The 15461-nt window shown below is 69.3% G+C and carries 14 protein-coding genes and 1 pseudogene; 11 read left to right on the top strand and 4 right to left on the bottom strand.

Annotated features, from left to right (window positions below):
- Positions 1–45: 45 nt before the first annotated feature.
- Entirely contained in the window at positions 46–1941 is a 1896-nt protein-coding gene (locus ACFOSH_RS11180) for an N-acetylmuramoyl-L-alanine amidase (RefSeq protein WP_378238663.1), read from the bottom strand.
- A 140-nt stretch (positions 1942–2081) separates the two neighbouring features.
- Between ACFOSH_RS11180 and ACFOSH_RS11185 the strand changes: the two genes are divergently transcribed.
- Entirely contained in the window at positions 2082–2744 is a 663-nt protein-coding gene (locus ACFOSH_RS11185) for an HAD family hydrolase (protein ID WP_378238665.1), read from the top strand.
- 34 nt (positions 2745–2778) lie between these two features.
- On the opposite strand, the pseudogene ubiA reads toward ACFOSH_RS11185, so the two are convergent.
- A pseudogene (gene ubiA, locus ACFOSH_RS11190) lies at positions 2779–3644 on the bottom strand (4-hydroxybenzoate octaprenyltransferase).
- 339 nt (positions 3645–3983) lie between these two features.
- On the opposite strand from ubiA, the gene groES reads away from it, so the two are divergent.
- Together groES and groL are read left to right on the top strand one after the other, a co-directional pair.
- Positions 3984–4277, top strand: coding sequence for a co-chaperone GroES (groES, locus tag ACFOSH_RS11195; protein WP_007031106.1), 294 nt, complete (start codon positions 3984–3986; stop codon positions 4275–4277).
- 99 nt (positions 4278–4376) lie between these two features.
- The gene (gene groL, locus ACFOSH_RS11200) at positions 4377–5990 is read left to right on the top strand and encodes a chaperonin GroEL (RefSeq protein WP_378238666.1); all 1614 of its coding nucleotides are present in this window, start codon (positions 4377–4379) and stop codon (positions 5988–5990) included.
- Positions 5991–6336: 346 nt separating this feature from the next.
- Here the strand turns inward: groL and ACFOSH_RS11205 are convergent, their stop codons facing one another.
- Positions 6337–6639 carry a WhiB family transcriptional regulator gene (locus ACFOSH_RS11205; protein ID WP_378238667.1) on the bottom strand — a complete coding sequence of 101 codons (303 nt, stop codon included), beginning with the start codon at positions 6637–6639 and terminating at the stop codon, positions 6337–6339.
- Positions 6640–6887: 248 nt separating this feature from the next.
- On the opposite strand from ACFOSH_RS11205, the gene ACFOSH_RS11210 reads away from it, so the two are divergent.
- From ACFOSH_RS11210 to ACFOSH_RS11230, 5 genes are all read left to right on the top strand, one after another.
- Positions 6888–7802, top strand: coding sequence for a MerR family transcriptional regulator (locus tag ACFOSH_RS11210; protein WP_378238833.1), 915 nt, complete (start codon positions 6888–6890; stop codon positions 7800–7802).
- Positions 7803–7811: 9 nt separating this feature from the next.
- Complete coding sequence (locus tag ACFOSH_RS11215) at positions 7812–8651, top strand: hypothetical protein (RefSeq protein WP_378238668.1); 840 nt, start codon at positions 7812–7814, stop codon at positions 8649–8651.
- 140 nt (positions 8652–8791) lie between these two features.
- Complete coding sequence (locus ACFOSH_RS11220) at positions 8792–9388, top strand: response regulator transcription factor (protein ID WP_003073605.1); 597 nt, start codon at positions 8792–8794, stop codon at positions 9386–9388.
- A gap of 386 nt (positions 9389–9774) precedes the next feature.
- Entirely contained in the window at positions 9775–10347 is a 573-nt protein-coding gene (locus ACFOSH_RS11225; RefSeq protein WP_037314832.1) for a sigma-70 family RNA polymerase sigma factor, read from the top strand.
- Entirely contained in the window at positions 10348–11295 is a 948-nt protein-coding gene (locus ACFOSH_RS11230) for an anti-sigma-D factor RsdA (RefSeq protein ID WP_378238669.1), read from the top strand.
- 91 nt (positions 11296–11386) lie between these two features.
- Here ACFOSH_RS11230 and ACFOSH_RS11235 read toward each other — a convergent pair whose 3' ends face one another.
- The gene (locus ACFOSH_RS11235) at positions 11387–11773 is read right to left on the bottom strand and encodes a DUF5319 domain-containing protein (RefSeq protein ID WP_125788872.1); all 387 of its coding nucleotides are present in this window, start codon (positions 11771–11773) and stop codon (positions 11387–11389) included.
- Positions 11774–11908: 135 nt separating this feature from the next.
- Here ACFOSH_RS11235 and guaB point away from each other — a divergent pair, with 135 nt between their 5' ends.
- From guaB to ACFOSH_RS11250, 3 genes are all read left to right on the top strand, one after another.
- Positions 11909–13420 (top strand): IMP dehydrogenase, encoded by a 1512-nt coding sequence (gene guaB / locus ACFOSH_RS11240; RefSeq protein WP_378238670.1) that lies wholly within the window; start codon positions 11909–11911, stop codon positions 13418–13420.
- Between the two features lie 81 nt (positions 13421–13501).
- Positions 13502–13990, top strand: coding sequence for a DUF3574 domain-containing protein (locus tag ACFOSH_RS11245; RefSeq protein ID WP_378238671.1), 489 nt, complete (start codon positions 13502–13504; stop codon positions 13988–13990).
- 171 nt (positions 13991–14161) lie between these two features.
- Positions 14162–15295 (top strand): GuaB3 family IMP dehydrogenase-related protein, encoded by a 1134-nt coding sequence (locus ACFOSH_RS11250; RefSeq protein ID WP_378238672.1) that lies wholly within the window; start codon positions 14162–14164, stop codon positions 15293–15295.
- The last annotated feature ends 166 nt before the right edge of the window (positions 15296–15461 follow it).

Raw genomic sequence — 15461 nt, forward strand, 5'->3', positions numbered from 1 at the left:
CGCGTTTAGCGGGCTAAACGCGATCCGGCGCGGGAGGTGAGGGGATCAGAAGGCGGGCAGGATCCGGACGTCGTCCGCCCTCACGAAGGCGATGCGGTGCCCGAACTGGATCTGCACGTACCGCGTCTTGCCCTTGACGACCACGTGGTCCGCCGGGTCGAACGTCGTCGCCGAGAAGTACTCGGAGCCGAGCATGGTGCCGAGGGAGTACCGCTGCCCGGCCGAGAACGTGTACGGCAGCGGGACGACCTGCTGCACCGGCACGTTCGCCGGGTACGCCTCCGCCTCGGGATAGGCGCGCCCGAACACCGGCACGGTCGCCAGACCGGGCTTCGGCGTGACGACCAGGCCGAACGCCGGGCTGGTCGTGCGCGCGTCACGGAACCAGCCCTTTTGGCCGAGGTACCAGATCGCCGTCCAGCCCGCCCGCCGCTCGGCGACCACGTACCGCTGGCCGGTCTCCGCACGGCTGCCGATGTCGGAGACGTCCATCGTGCTCGCCGAACCGTCCGGGCGCAGGCCGATGTCCTTGAGCAGCGGCGCCGAGTCGGTCGGCTCGCTGCGCAGCACGACCGAACCGGAACCCCTTGCCGGGCAAGGCTTCCCGCCGGCTTCGCAACCGGTGAACGCGGGCTGGTTCGTGGCGAAGTCCGGCGTGATGGTCACCAGCGGTGAACCGGGACGGCCGAAGCCGGCCAGCGGCGCGCCCATCAGGTCGAAGTAGTGCGACCAGTCCCAGTACGGGCCCGGATCCCAGTGCATGCCCTTGATGGTCGAGGGGATCGTGCCCGGGACGTTGTCGTGGCCGATGATGTGCGCGCGGTCGAGCGGGATGTCGTACTTCCGCGCGAGGTAGCCGACGAGCTTCGCGGAGGTGCGGTACATCGCCTCCGTGTACCAAGTGCCCTTCGCGGCGAAGCCCTCATGCTCGATGCCGACGGACTTCGCGTTGACGTACCAGTTGCCCGCGTGCCAGGCGACGTCCTTGGTCGGGACGTGCTGCGCGATCTGGCCGTCGGACGAGCGGATCGTGTAGTGCCAGCTCACGTACGTCGGGTCCTGGACCAGGTCCATCGCCGTGTCCCAGTAGCCCTCGGTGTCGTGGATGACGATGTATTCGACCTTCTGGCTCTTCGGCCGGTCCGCCTTGTCGTGGTTGCCGTAGTCGTTGTTCGGCAACTCCTGATACGGCGCCGGCACCGAAAGGCACGAAACCTTCTTCGGGCACTCCGTCTTCGGGTTCTCCGCCTGCGCGCGGACCGGGCTCACGGGTGTGGCAGCGAGGGTGACGTTCTGGCCGTCGTCGGTCTTGCGGCTGACGCCCTTGGAGATGGTGTCGAAGACTTCGTCGGCGAAGGACCGCGCTCCGGCCGCGTCCTTCTCGCCGCTGTAGCGCGCGACGGCGTCGTACCAGTCCCCGGCTTCGCGTTGGTACTTCGCCAGCAGCGCGGCACCACCGCGGATGTTCTGCGTGGTGTCCGTGCGCAGCGTCGCGACGTCTTGGCCGGTCAACGCGGCGGCCTCGTCGATGGACTGGAGGCCGGGCGGGGGAGGCTTCGGCGGCGGTGTCACGGGGAGTTTCGCCCGGCGGGCGTCGTCGCCGCGAGGATCCTCTCCGCCTTCGTCGTGATGCGTGCCCGTGCCCGCTTCGCGCAGGTCGGTCAGGTGCATCGGGCCGTAGCCGGCGGACGTGCTCGGGGTGCCGGCGTTGAAGTCCCAGCGCGACTCCAGGAAGGAGACGCCGAGCAGGACGTGCTCGGGGACGCCGAACTCCCGCGCGGCGGCCGCGAAGTCCCGCTGACGCTGCTGATCCGCCGGGGCGGCTTCGGCGGGGGCGGCGGCGAGGAGACCGGCGGCGAGGGCGAGGACCGCGAGCCCGGCGGTCCGTTTGGACCGGCGCCGGAGCGGTTCGAGGGAAACGGGACGGAAGGGACGCGGCATGGGCGTTAACCCCCAGTGTCTAGGTCTGCTGAACAGGACCGACCCCAATGTCGGAACCTAACCAGAAACCCGCCCCTTCCGTAAGGTCCCTCCGGATCGCGATTAGGGGGCTAAACGCAGGTCGGTGGCAAGGTGGGGGCATGACTGGGGTGAAGGGGCTTCTGCAGGAGAAGGACCACGTCTTCCTCGACTTCGACGGTCCGGTGTGCGACGTGTTCGCCAGGCTGACGGCGAGCGAGGTGGCGGAGAGGCTCAAACACCTCGTCGGACCCGATCTGCCCGCTGAAGTGAGTGCTTCCGCCGACCCGTTCGACGTGCTCCGGTACGCGGCCTCGTGTGGGCCGAACGCCGCACGCGTCGTGGAGCGGCAGTTCAGCCGCTTGGAGGGGGAGGCCGTCGCGCAGATCCACCCGGCTCCCGGCGTCGCGGAAGTGCTTCGCGAGTGGCATGCGCAGGGGTTCACGGTGACGATCGTCAGCAACAACTCCGTCGACGCGATCAGGTCCTTTCTGGGCATGCACGAACTCGCCGAGCACGTTCGCCGGATCAGCGCCCGGACGACGAGCGCCCCCGCGCATCTGAAGCCTCATTCGGCGCTCCTCGACGCCGCGGTGAAGGCTCTCGGAACTTCGCCCGGTAAATGCGTCATGGTCGGCGACTCGGCCGCGGACGTCCTCGCCGCTCGCGCCGCCGGCGTCGCCTCGATCGCTCTCGCGACGACGTCCGCCAAGCGCCGGGCCCTCGCCGCCCTCGGCCCCGATGCCCTGGTCGCCTCCCTCACCGACCTGCGTTTAGCCCCCTAATCGCGATCCGGCCGTCCGACCTGCGTTTAGCGGGCTAAACGCGATCCGCCAGCAGGCCCAGGAAGAGCGCCAGGCCGACCAGGTTGTTGTTCATGAACGCCCGGAAGTAGCCGTCGCGCTCGCGCCGCGCCGTCAGCCTGCCCTGGTGGAAGAACAGCGCGCCCGCGACCAGAACGGCGAGGTGGAACTCCCAGCCGAGTGAGCACACCCGGCCGATCACCACCATGAGCACCAGCATCGCGCCCTGCAGGACGCCGATGGCCAGCCTGTCGTGGCGGCCGAACAGGATCGCCGTGGACTTCACGCCGATCTTCAGATCGTCGTCCCGGTCGACAGCGGCGTACTGCGTGTCGTACGCGACGACCCACAGGAGATTGGCGAGGAACAGGAGCCAGCAGACCGGCGGCAGGGATTCCCCCGAGGCGGCGAAAGCCATCGGGATCGACCATCCGAACGCGGCGCCCAGCACCACCTGCGGCAGATGCGTGTAGCGCTTCGCGAAGGGTACGCGCACGCCAGCGCCAGTGCCGCCACCGAGAGCACGACGGTCAAGGTGTTGAGCGTCGTGGCCACCAAAAAGGAGAGCAGCACCAGGACGCCGAACAGGTAGCGCGTTTCCTTCGCCGTCGCCGCGCCGCTGGGCAGCGGACGATTCGAGGTGCGCTTGACGCGACCGTCGAACCCGCGGTCCGCGTAGTCGTTCACCACACAGCCCGCCGCACGCATCAGCCACACCCCGACGACGAAGGCGGCGAGGATTAACGGCGACGGCGCACCCGAGGTCGCGATCCACAGCGCCCACAACGTCGGCCACAGGAGCAGCAGCGCGCCGATCGGCCGGTCCGCCCGCATCAAGCGCAGGTACACGGGCAGCTTGTTCCGCGCGAGGAGCAGCGACATCGTCCTCCCCTGGTGAAGCGGTCCGGCCCTGTCGCGGTCAAAAGCTAGCGGCCAGGCCCCACGCGTCGCCCGAACTTGGCACTATGGGCCAAGACGCCGTCACCGGACGGGCACGTCGGTGAGCGCGCGGCCCGGAACCAGCGCGGTGCAAAACGGCCGGTCAGGCGCTCGGAGGCCAAGTTTCCGCAGAGTGAGCGGACCCTCCTTGCGAAGCTGGCACTCACATGGCTAGAGTGCTAATTGCACGGCCCGAACACGCCCCGGCACCCGCGACGGCGGGGGTGGTAGGAGCCGTAATTCATCCTGCCAACGCTTTCGACGACCGTGGAGGTCAACCCGGTGAGCGTGAACATCAAGCCGCTCGAGGACAAGATCGTTGTCCAGACGAGTGAGGCCGAGGAGACGACCGCTTCCGGCCTCGTCATCCCCGACACCGCCAAGGAGAAGCCCCAGGAGGGCAAGGTTCTGGCCGTGGGCCCGGGCCGCATCGACGACAAGGGCAACCGCGTCCCGCTCGACGTTTCCGTCGGCGATGTCGTCATCTACTCCAAGTACGGCGGCACCGAAGTGAAGTACAACGGCGAGGACTACTTGATCCTTTCCGCCCGCGACGTGCTGGCCGTCATCAACTGACGTCCGCTCTCAGCGCATGACGCCCCGGGCCCCGCATTGCCGGGGAACGGGGCGTTCGTGTTTTCCGAGCAGTAAGACTGGAAGGTAAGCGGAACAGGCATGCCCAAGCAGATCAGTTTCGACGAGGACGCTCGTCGCGCGCTCGAGCGCGGGGTGAACAAGCTCGCCGACGCGGTCAAGGTCACCCTCGGCCCGCGCGGTCGCCACGTCGTGCTCGACAAGAAGTTCGGTGGCCCGACCATCACCCTCGACGGCGTCACCGTCGCTCGCGAGATCGAGCTCGACGACCCGTTCGAGAACCTCGGCGCCCAGCTCGCCAAGAGCGTCGCCACCAAGACCAACGACGTCGCCGGTGACGGCACCACGACCGCGACCGTGCTCGCGCAGTCGCTGGTGAAGGTCGGCCTGCGCAACGTCGCCGCCGGTGCCAACCCGACGGCCGTCGGCCGCGGCATCGAGGCCGCCGCGGAGAAGGTCATCGCGGTACTCAAGGAGAAGGCGACCCCGGTCAAGGGCCGCGACAACATCGCCCAGGTCGGCACCGTCACCTCGCGTGACGCGGCCATCGGCGCCCTGCTCGGCGAGGCCGTCGAGCGGGTCGGCGAAGACGGCGTCATCACGATCGAGGAGTCGTCCACGCTGGCGACCGAGCTCGTGATCACCGAGGGTGTGCAGTTCGACAAGGGTTTCCTGTCGGCGCACTTCGCGACCAACCCGGAAGAGCAGAAGGCGATCCTAGAGGACGCCTACCTCCTGCTCGTCCGCGAGAAGATCTCGTCCCTGGCCGACCTGCTCCCGGTGCTGGAGAAGGTCGTCGAGGCCAAGAAGCCGCTGCTGATCATCGCCGAGGACGTCGACGGCGAAGCGCTGTCGACCCTCGTGGTGAACTCGCTGCGCAAGACGATCACCGCCGTCGCGGTCAAGGCGCCGTTCTTCGGTGACCGCCGCAAGGCGTTCCTGGACGACCTCGCGGTCGTCACCGGTGGCGAGGTCATCTCGGCCGAGATCGGGCACAAGCTGTCCGAGACCACGCTCGCCCAGCTGGGCAACGCCCGCCGGATCGTCGTCACCAAGGACGACACCACGCTCGTCGACGGTGCCGGCACCAAGGACGACATCGCCGCGCGCGTTTCGCAGATCCGCAAGGAGATCGAGAACACCGACTCCGATTGGGACCGCGAAAAGCTGCAGGAGCGGCTGGCGAAGCTCGGTGGCGGTGTCGCGGTGATCAAGGTCGGCGCGGCCACCGAGACCGAGCTGAACGAGCGTAAGCACCGCATCGAGGACGCCGTGGCTTCGACCAAGGCGGCCGTCGAAGAGGGCATCCTGCCCGGCGGTGGCTCGGCGCTCGTCCACGCGGTCAAGGAGCTCGAAGACGGCCTCGGCCTCGAGGGCGACGAAGCGACCGGTGTGCGCATCGTCCGCGACGCGCTGTCCGCCCCGCTGTTCTGGATCGCGACCAACGCGGGCCACGAAGGTGCGGTCATCGTGAACAAGGTCCAGGAGCAGAGCTGGGGGCACGGCTTCAACGCCGCCACCGGTGAGCTCACCGACCTGCTGGCCGCCGGCATCGTCGACCCGGTCAAGGTGACCCGGTCCGCGGTGGCGAACGCCGCTTCCATCGCCCGGCTCGTGCTCACGACGGAGAGCTCCGTCGTCGAGAAGCCGGTCAGCGAGGAGCCCGCCGCGGCCGGTCACGGCCACGCGCACTAGTTCCACCCCCGAAGCGGGGCGGCACTCCACCCGGAGTGCCGCCCCGCTTTGCTGTCCCCGCCCCCCCTTGCGTCCGGATCGCGTTTAGCCCGCTAAACGCGATCCGGGGCCCGGGGGCTGCCGCAGGGCGGAGCGACTTTAGCGGGCTAAACGCGATCCGGCGGGCGGGGAGCGGCGCCCACGGTGGATCGCGATTAGGGGGCTAAACGCAGGTCGGCGGCAGGGGGCGCGCGGCGGCGGGGCAGAGCGACTTTAGCGGGCTAATCGCGACGCGCACGGGCCTGGACGAGCGGAAGGGCGGCACCCCACCCGGATGCCGCCCTTCCGTGGTGCCGACCCGGCAGGATCAGCCGGTCGACATGCTCAATGTGCGCTTGTCCGCCTTGATGATGTGCTCGCGTTCCGACTCCGACAGCCCGCCCCAGATCCCGTACGGCTCGTGCACGGCGAGCGCGTGGTTCCGGCACATGGCCAGCACCGGGCAGGCCAGGCACACGGCTTTCGCCCTCGCCTCGCGTCGGGCTCTTGCCGGCCCGCGTTCGCCGTCAGGGTGAAAGAAGGACGCGCTGTCCATGCCCCGGCACGACCCTTCCAGCTGCCAGTCCCACACATCCGCGTTGGGTCCCGGGAGCCTGCGTGTGTCCGCCATCCTGACCGCCTCCGTCATCCGGTCGAAGCGTTTACCTGCTCTGCTGCGCTGCGGATACTCCATTCGGTGCAACGGCGGTAACGTTAGAAGCGCGCCAATACTTGTTCAAGGGATTCAGGACGATTCAGCCGTTAGGCATCCCCCGGATGTGTGAGCAGTACTTTCTGTTCCGGTTGCCGCCGCCCCGGCCTGCCTGGATATTGGGTCGAGTGGGATCTCGGATCAGCAGTGAAGAACCCACCCTGCCGGTGGCCTCCGTCGCTCGCCGGCTCGGGGTCGCACCGTCCACCCTCCGCACTTGGGACCGCAGATATGGCGTCGGGCCGAGCCGCCACACCAACGGCCGCCACCGCCGCTACGGCAGCTCTGACATCGGCCGTCTCGAACTGATGCAGCGTGCGTTGCTCCGCGGCGCCTCGACGGCCGAGGCGGCGAAGTACGCGCTCGAACAGATGCCCCGGACGGCCAGGGAGACCCCGGAATCCCCTGTGGTCCAAGTGGAGGAACAGGCGGCCGCGCAGCCAGCCGAGGACCACGACGTCCCGTCACGCCTTGCCAGACGCCTGAGCACGGCAGCGCTCGCGATGGACTTCGGCGCGGTCCAGCGCATGCTGGCCGACACGATCCGCGAACTCGGCGTGCTCCCCGCCTGGACAGGCGTCGTCTCGCCGGTCCTGACCGCGCTCGGCGCGCGCTGGCGCGGGGTCAGCGCGGGCGCGGAAGTCGAGTACCTGCTCGCCGAATGCGTGTACGCCGCCCTCGTCCGCGCGACGCCGGTGCTCCGCGAACCGCGCAACCAGCGGCCGGTCCTGCTGACCTGTGTGCCGGACGAGCGCGACAACCTGCCGATGTACGCCCTCGCCGCGGCGCTCGGGGGCCGCCGGATCGGTGCCCAGCTCTTCGGTGCCTCCCTACCGGCCGAAGTGCTCGCGGTGACTGTCCGCCGCAGCGTTCCGGCGGCGGTGGTGCTGTGGTCGGGACGGCAGGCGACGGCGGACCCGCGCCTGTTCGCCAGGGTGTCCCGCGGCCGCCAGCGCAGCAGGCTGTTCGCCTGCGGTCCGGGCTGGGATCCCGCCACGCTCCCGGACAAGATCGAACTGCTCGGCGAGCTGACGACGGCCGCCGACCGGATCGAGCACGTTCTTGTCGGTGCCAGACGATAGAAAGTACCGATGGAAACGTCCCTGCGGTCCGCCGCGTTCGGCGACGGCGTGCCGCCCCCGAACCCCTTCGCGGTGCCCGCGTCACCTCGTGGACGGCTGCTCGCCGCGATCGGTCTCGGCGGCCGCGGCCGGTACGCGGCCGCGGCCACCCTGCTGAACGGTTTGCGCGCGGGCAAAGATCCGGTGGTCGCGTCGTTGGCCGCGAGCACGCTGGCGTCGCATCGACGGCAGCTGGGCGGGCACGCGGCGGCCCTCGTCCTCGACGGTGAGGCGCTCGCGCTGGCGATCGCGCGGCCGCGGGGTGAGCCCGACCCCGACGGCCTGGACGCCGAGGGAGCGCGGGCGGACGCCCTCCTCGGTCTCGCGGCCGACAACCTCGGGCGCGGCAGGCTGACAGCGGCCCGGCGGCTGCTGGCGCGTGCGGAGGCGCACACCGGCAACTGGCGTAGCCGGACCAGGGCCGGTTGGGTGGGCGCGGAAATCGAACTGGCGAGTAACATTTCCGGCGCGGCGATCGCACCTGCGGAAATGGCGCTGGAAACAGCGCGGGCGCGGGGTGCCTGCCGACATGTCGTCAAATCGCGGCTTGTACTCGGCGTGACGATCGCGAATGGGAGTTCCGCTGAGCGGGACCGGGCGAAAGCGCTGGTCGAGAGCGCGCGCGAAACCGCCGAAAAATACGAATTCAATTCACTTCTGTGGGTGGCGTGCCTGGTCGCGGCTGACCTCGGGGCAGGACACGCCGATGAGTATCGATTCAGAGGGGTCGAACTGTTGCACGCAGTGTTACGGCACGCAGATCCTTGCGGGAGGTGGCTCGCCCGGGAATCTCCATGGGTCCCCCTCTGAGGGCGTCTAGCCTGTTGGAGGGCCCATTCCGGCAACCGGGCTAAGAAACTTCAAAAAAAGCCACCGGATCGTGTCAAGGTTCGGGCTAAAGCGTCCGATAGGGGAAGTGGAATGTCACCCGGCTGCAGGAAGGAAACCCCGTGACGACGGTCTTGATCTGCGACGACCGACGCAGTGTCCGCGAAGGGCTCACTCGAGTGATGTCCGCGGTCCCAGGGGTCAGTCGCATCGACTGCGTAGCGCACGGTGACGAGCTGCTGGCCCGGTACTCCCGTCAGCCGGTCGACGTCGTGCTGGTCGGTACCCAGCGCGCTGTCCCGACTGGCGTCGAAGCCACCCGGCGGCTCGTCTCGGCGAACCCCCAAGCGAATGTGATCGTGTTCGGCGCCCCGGACGATGCGGGCAGCATCGCCGCCGCCATCGCGGGCGGAGCCCGCGGCTATCTGCGCTGGGACGCCTCGCGTCCCGAGCTGGTCGCCGCACTGGCGCACACCCTCGCCAGCACCTCGGTGCCGGCGCCGCGCCAGCCGTCCGACCCCGGCGTCCAGCTCACCGAGCGCGAGCTTCAGGTGCTCCGCGGGATGAGCCAGGGCAAGAGCAACGGACAGATCGGCCGCGAGCTGTACTTGTCCGAAGACACCGTGAAAACCCATGCGCGCCGCTTGTTCCGCAAGCTTGGCGTGCGGGACCGTGCTCAGGCGGTCGCCCACGGATTCCGTCGTGGACTTGTTTCCTGACAATGGTTTCTTGATTTCGCCGGTTTGATGGCACAACGGGTGACGAGCGGGCCGGGGGAGTACCCCTGGCCCGTACCTGTGTTCCCTGTCACGCTTCGCGCATTTATGCTCACCGCTCGGGCACTCTTGCCCGAGCGCGTCCGCCTCCGGGCGGACCGCCGTACCCCACTGCGTTCCGGCTCGTTGAAGGTTCGAATACGAGCGAAAGGGAACCGGTGAAGATCCGGGTTGTCAGCGCGCTCGCCGAAAAGGCGGCGCGCCGATGGTGGCCGTCAACGAAGGCGGTGGGCCTGAGCGGTACGGTAGCTGTTCACCGGTAGCGGCCTCCGAAGTCACACGCCGGACTCTTTGCACACCTATACGTAACACTGGGACTGTTGTCTGCGATGGCCAATGTGGGGGACGGACTGGATGAGCCGGTCGCCGCTGCTGTTGAGGGTGATCCTCAAGCGGTCGAGCGGTTGCTGGCGGCCATCCGTCCTTTGGTAGTGCGGTACTGCCGCGCTCGGGTTGGCAGGCAGGAGCGTTCGTTCGCTTCCGCAGACGACGTTGCTCAGGAGGTGTGTCTCGCGGTGCTCACGGCATTGCCTTCGTACCGTGATCAGGGCCGCCCGTTCCTGGCCTTCGTCTACGGAATCGCCCAGCACAAGGTGGCCGACGCGCATCGCGCCGCGGCCCGCAACCGCGCCGAACCGGTCGCCGAAGTCCCCGACGAGATCGAGGGCGGCGTCGGTCCCGAGCAGCGTGCCCTTCAGGGCGAGCTGAACGAGCGCATGTCGCAGCTGCTCCGGGTTCTTCCCGACAAACAGCGTGAGATCGTGGTCCTGCGCGTGGTCGTGGGACTGTCCGCCGAAGAGACGGCCGAGGCCGTGGGGTCCACTCCCGGTGCCGTCCGGGTGGCCCAGCATCGCGCCTTGGCGCGCCTACGTAAGGTTCTGGCCGCTGAGGAGGTGATCTGAGTGACCGACCGCGACCATCGGTTCTCTCCTGGGACCGATCGTGAGCTGACGGCCTTCGAGAGAGGGCTGACGTCCTCCGAGGCCGAGTTCGCTGCTGATCTGTCGGCCGTTCAGGCCGATGACGCGCTGCTCGACGCGCTCGGTGGCCCGGATCCGAAGATGGCCGACGACCTCGGCGATCAGGAGCTCAACGCGCTGCTGCTGGCCTGGCGGCGCGACATCGACAGCGAACCGCTCGCGGAACTCGTCGACGTCGACACCGCCGTCGTCACCGTGAAGACAGCCGCGCTCGCCCGCAAACACGGAGGAAGACGTCGGCTGCTGGTCCCGGTGGCCGCCGCCGCGGCCGTCCTGGCCATCGCCTTCGCCGGTACCGGTCTCGCCGCGAAGGACGCGCAGCCTGGTGACACGCTCTGGGGCCTGACAAAGGTGCTTTACGCCGACCATGCCCGGTCGGTCGAGGCTGCCGCCGCGGCCAAACTCGATCTGGAGAAGGCCAACCTCGCGCTCGCCGGCGGGCGCCTCGACGACGCGCGCAAGGCGCTCGACGAGGCACAGGCCGCGTTGAGCCAGGTGACCGACGACGAAAACCGCGACCAGTTGCTCGAGCAGCACCGCCAGTTGAGCGCTCAGCTGCAGAACCCTGGCCAGCAGCCGCTGCCCTCGGATCAGCAGTCGCCGACGCAGACGCCGGTCGCGACGACTCCGCCGCCCACTCCGCAGCCGACCGCTCCACCGACGTCGCTGCCCGGAGGCGGTAACCCCGGCACGACCCTGCCGGGCACCACGACTCCATCACCGACTCCGCCGACATCGAGCAGCGAACCGCCGCCGCCCACGACGTCGACGACACCGCCGGCCTCGGGCAACGACCCTGGTGGCTCGCGTAACGAGCCGTCGCCGGGCGCCGGCGCACAGGCGCCCGCCGTCGCGGCCGAGACGCCGTAACACCCCAGAACGCGGAAAGGGCCTGGTGAGATCTCTCTCACCAGGCCCTTTCCGCGTCTGTCTCAAATCGCCTTCAGCGGGCTAAACGCGATCAGTAGGCGCTTTCGTTGGCCGTGACACCGTCCGCGAAGCCGCGGCAGTAGTCCCAGCTCACGTAGTCACCGGGGTTCGGATCGAACGCGGGCTCGTGCGGCCGCATGCGGCCGTCGGCGAGCAGCTGCTCGAGACTGGCGCGAAGCAGATGCCAGTCGTGGTAGTGGGGTTCGTCGCATTCACCGCAGTCGACCACGATCCCGCGTACCCCGCGCGGTTCGAGAAGCGCCTGGTAGACGGCGAGATCTGAGAGGTCGGCCAGCAACTCGGTGCGCTCGTCGTCACTGATCGGCTCGTCGAGCCGGTCGGCGTCGTCGATGAACGCGCGGGCCGGGTCGTCCGGGTCATCCGCGAACGGGTCTGGGGGCAACGCATCTTGCGGCACGCCTGCACGCTACCGGGCGCCCACCCGGGCCGGGCGGCCGCCCGGCCCGGATATCATGAGGGGCAGGCCCCCGCCGTGATGCCACCAGCCGCGGCGGTTCCCATTTATCACCGCTAGGAAGGCCCTTCGCCTGCTATGACCAGCGACAGCGTCACCGCCCCCGTCCCGAGCAAGTTCGCGATGCTCGGGCTGACCTTCGACGACGTGCTGCTGCTGCCGGCCGAGTCCGACGTGGTGCCCAGTGCGGTCAGCACCCGCACCCGGCTCTCGCGCAACGTCACCCTGAACATCCCGCTGGTCTCCGCCGCCATGGACACGGTCACCGAAGGCCGGATGGCGATCGCGATGGCGCGCCAGGGCGGGATGGGCGTACTGCAGCGCAACCTGCCGATCGACGACCAGGCGTCCGCTGTCGAGGTCGTGAAGCGCTCCGAAGCAGGCATGGTGACCGACCCGGTCACGTGCTCGCCCGAGGACACCCTCGCCGAGGTCGACGCGCTGTGCGCGCGGTTCCGGATCTCCGGTGTGCCGGTGACCGACGCCGCCGGGACACTGGTGGGCATCATCACCAACCGCGACATGCGGTTCGAGGTCGACTTCACCCGTGCGGTGCACGAGGTGATGACGAAGCTTCCGCTGGTGACCGCGCAGGTCGGGGTCACCGCGGAGGCCGCGCTCGGCCTGCTGCGCCGTCACAAGATCGAGAAGCTCCCGATCGTCGACGGCGCGGGCAAGCTGCGCGGGCTGATCACGGTCAAGGACTTCGTCAAGACCGAGCAGTACCCCAACGCCTCCAAGGACACCAACGGCCGCCTGATCGTCGGTGCCGCCGTCGGCGTCGGGCCGGACGGGCACAAGCGCGCGATGGCGCTGGCCGACGCCGGGGTCGACGTGCTGATGGTCGACACCGCGCACGGGCATTCCCGCGCCGTCGTCGAGACGGTCGCGCTGCTGAAGAAGGAACTGGGCGACACCGTCGACATCGTCGGAGGCAACGTCGCGACCCGGGCCGGTGCGCAGGCGCTGGTCGAGGCGGGCGCGGACGGGATCAAGGTCGGCGTCGGGCCCGGCTCGATCTGCACCACCCGCATCGTCGCCGGGGTCGGCGTGCCGCAGATCTCCGCGATCTACGAGGCCGACCAGGCCGCTCGCCCGGCCGGGATCCCGGTGATCGGCGACGGCGGCATCCAGTACTCGGGTGACATCGCGAAGGCGATCGCGTCCGGCGCGTCCACGGTGATGCTCGGCAGCCTGCTCGCGGGCACCGCCGAATCGCCCGGTGACCTGATCCTGGTCAACGGCAAGCAGTTCAAGACCTACCGCGGCATGGGGTCGCTCGGCGCCATGCAGTCGCGCGGCCAGGCGAAGTCCTACTCGAAGGACCGCTACGCGCAGGACGACGTGCTGAGCGAGGACAAGCTGGTCCCCGAGGGCATCGAGGGGCGGATCCCGTTCCGCGGGCCGCTCGCGAACGTCGTCCACCAGCTCGTGGGCGGGCTGCGGTCGGGGATGGGTTACGCGGGCGCGTCGACGATCCCCGAACTGCAGGACGCGCAGCTGGTGCGGATCACCGCGGCCGGGCTCAAGGAGAGCCACCCGCACGACATCACGATGACCGTCGAGGCGCCGAACTACACCACCCGGTAGTCCGCCCTTTAGGACACTTACGCATCCGTTTCCATTCTCGGGAGACTTGGTCCGCTGATCAAGTCTCCCGGGAGGAACCCGATGTCTCTCTCGCCGACCACCTCACGGCGGACCGCGCTGGCCGTCTTCGCAGCCGCGGCCCTCGGGCTCGGCGGAGGGGTGGCGGCTTCGGCCGTCCCCAGTGCCTCCGCCGCGCCTGCCGCGTCTCAGGCCGCCGAGACGGCCGGTCTCCAGGCGTCGCCGGGCGAGCTGTGGAAGCGCACCGAGCTGTACTTCGGTACGACGAAGCCGGGTGGCGGGGAGCTGACCGACGCCGAGTTCACCGCGTTCACCGACAAGGTCGTCACGCCGAGGTTCCCGGACGGGTTCACCGAGCTGACCGGGCGCGGCCAGTGGCGCGGCTCGGACGGGAAGATCTCGCGGGAGAAGTCGAAGGTGATCGTCGTCGTGTACCCGTTCAGCGACCGCGACGCGAACCGGGAGATCGAGGAGATCCGGACCGACTACAAGAAGGCTTTCTCGCAGGAATCCGTCCTCCGGACCGACTCCGTGGAGAAGGTCTCCTTCTGACCCACGCACCCACCCGCCCCACCCGAGCGCCTTTAGCCCCCTAATCGCGAAACGGGTGGGGCTAATGGGGCTGGTGTGACTTCGGGCCCGGTTCGGGTGCCCCGTGCGCAGGTCACCCACGCGGCCTAGCGACAATGGGGTGTAACGGTCGTCGGTGAGAAGGGACTTGACGTGCGGGATCTGGTCGAGATCGGCATGGGCCGCACCGCGCGGCGGGCGTATGACCTCGATGACGTGGAGATCGTGCCGTCGCGGCGCACCCGGTCGTCTTCGGTCGTGTCCACCGCGTGGCAGATCGACGCGTACCGCTTCGAGTTGCCGCTGGTCACGCACCCCACCGACGCGATCGTGTCGCCGGGGACCGCGGTGGCCGTCGGCGAGCTCGGCGGGCTGGGCGTCCTCAACGCCGAAGGGCTCTGGGCCCGGCACCCGAACGTCGAGGAGGCGATTTTCCGCCTCGTCCGGGCCGCCGAGGACACCGAGGACCCGACCGCGATCGTGCGTGAGCTGCAGGAACTGCATTCCGCCCCGATCCGGCTGGACCTGCTGACCGAGGCGATCAAGACCGTCCGCGAGTCCGGTGTCACCGTGGCCGCGCGGGTCAGCCCGCAGCACGCCGCCGAACTCACGCCGGACCTGCTGGCGGCGGGCGTCGAGATCCTGGTCGTGCAGGGCACGATCATCTCGGCCGAGCACGTCCAGCGCGATGTCGAGCCGCTGAACCTGAAGGACTTCATCGGGCGCCTCGACGTCCCGGTGATCGCGGGCGGCGTCAGCGACTACCGCACCGCGATGCACCTGATGCGCACCGGCGCGGCCGGCGTCATCGTCGGGCACGGCGCGAGCCGCGGGGTGACGAGCACCGACAGCGTGCTCGGGATCGGGACGCCGATGGCGACCGCGATCGTCGACGCCGCGGCCGCGCGCCGCGACTACCTCGACGAGACCGGCGGCCGGTATGTGCACGTGCTCGCCGACGGCGGGATGAGTGTGTCCGGCGACATCGCCAAGGCCATCGCCTGCGGTGCCGACGCGGTCATGCTGGGCGCGCCGCTGGCCGCCGCCTCGGAGGCGCCGGGACAGGGGCTGTACTGGACGTCGGCGGCCGCGCACCCGTCGCTGCCGCGTTCGCGCGTGGCCTTGGGGCCGGACTACGCCGTCGACCTCAAGACGCTGCTCTTCGGGCCGTCCTCGGACGCTGAGGGCGTCGTGAACCTCTTCGGCGCGCTTCGCCGCGCGATGGCGAAGACGGGCTACTCGGACCTGAAGGAGTTCCAGCGGGTCGGCCTGACCGTCCGCCGCTGACGCTCGCTCTCGGCCCGGATCGCGTTTAGCCCGCTAAACGCGATCCGGGCCGCTTTGCGTCACGTGCCTCAGTAGCCCCATGCGTCCCTCCTGTTTCGCGTTTAGCCCGCTAAAGTCGCTCTGGCGACCGGAGGCGTACGCCCATTCCGCCAGGCCGCAGCACAGA

This window comes from Amycolatopsis speibonae, assembly GCF_042647925.1.
Taxonomy (GTDB): domain Bacteria; phylum Actinomycetota; class Actinomycetes; order Mycobacteriales; family Pseudonocardiaceae; genus Amycolatopsis; species Amycolatopsis speibonae.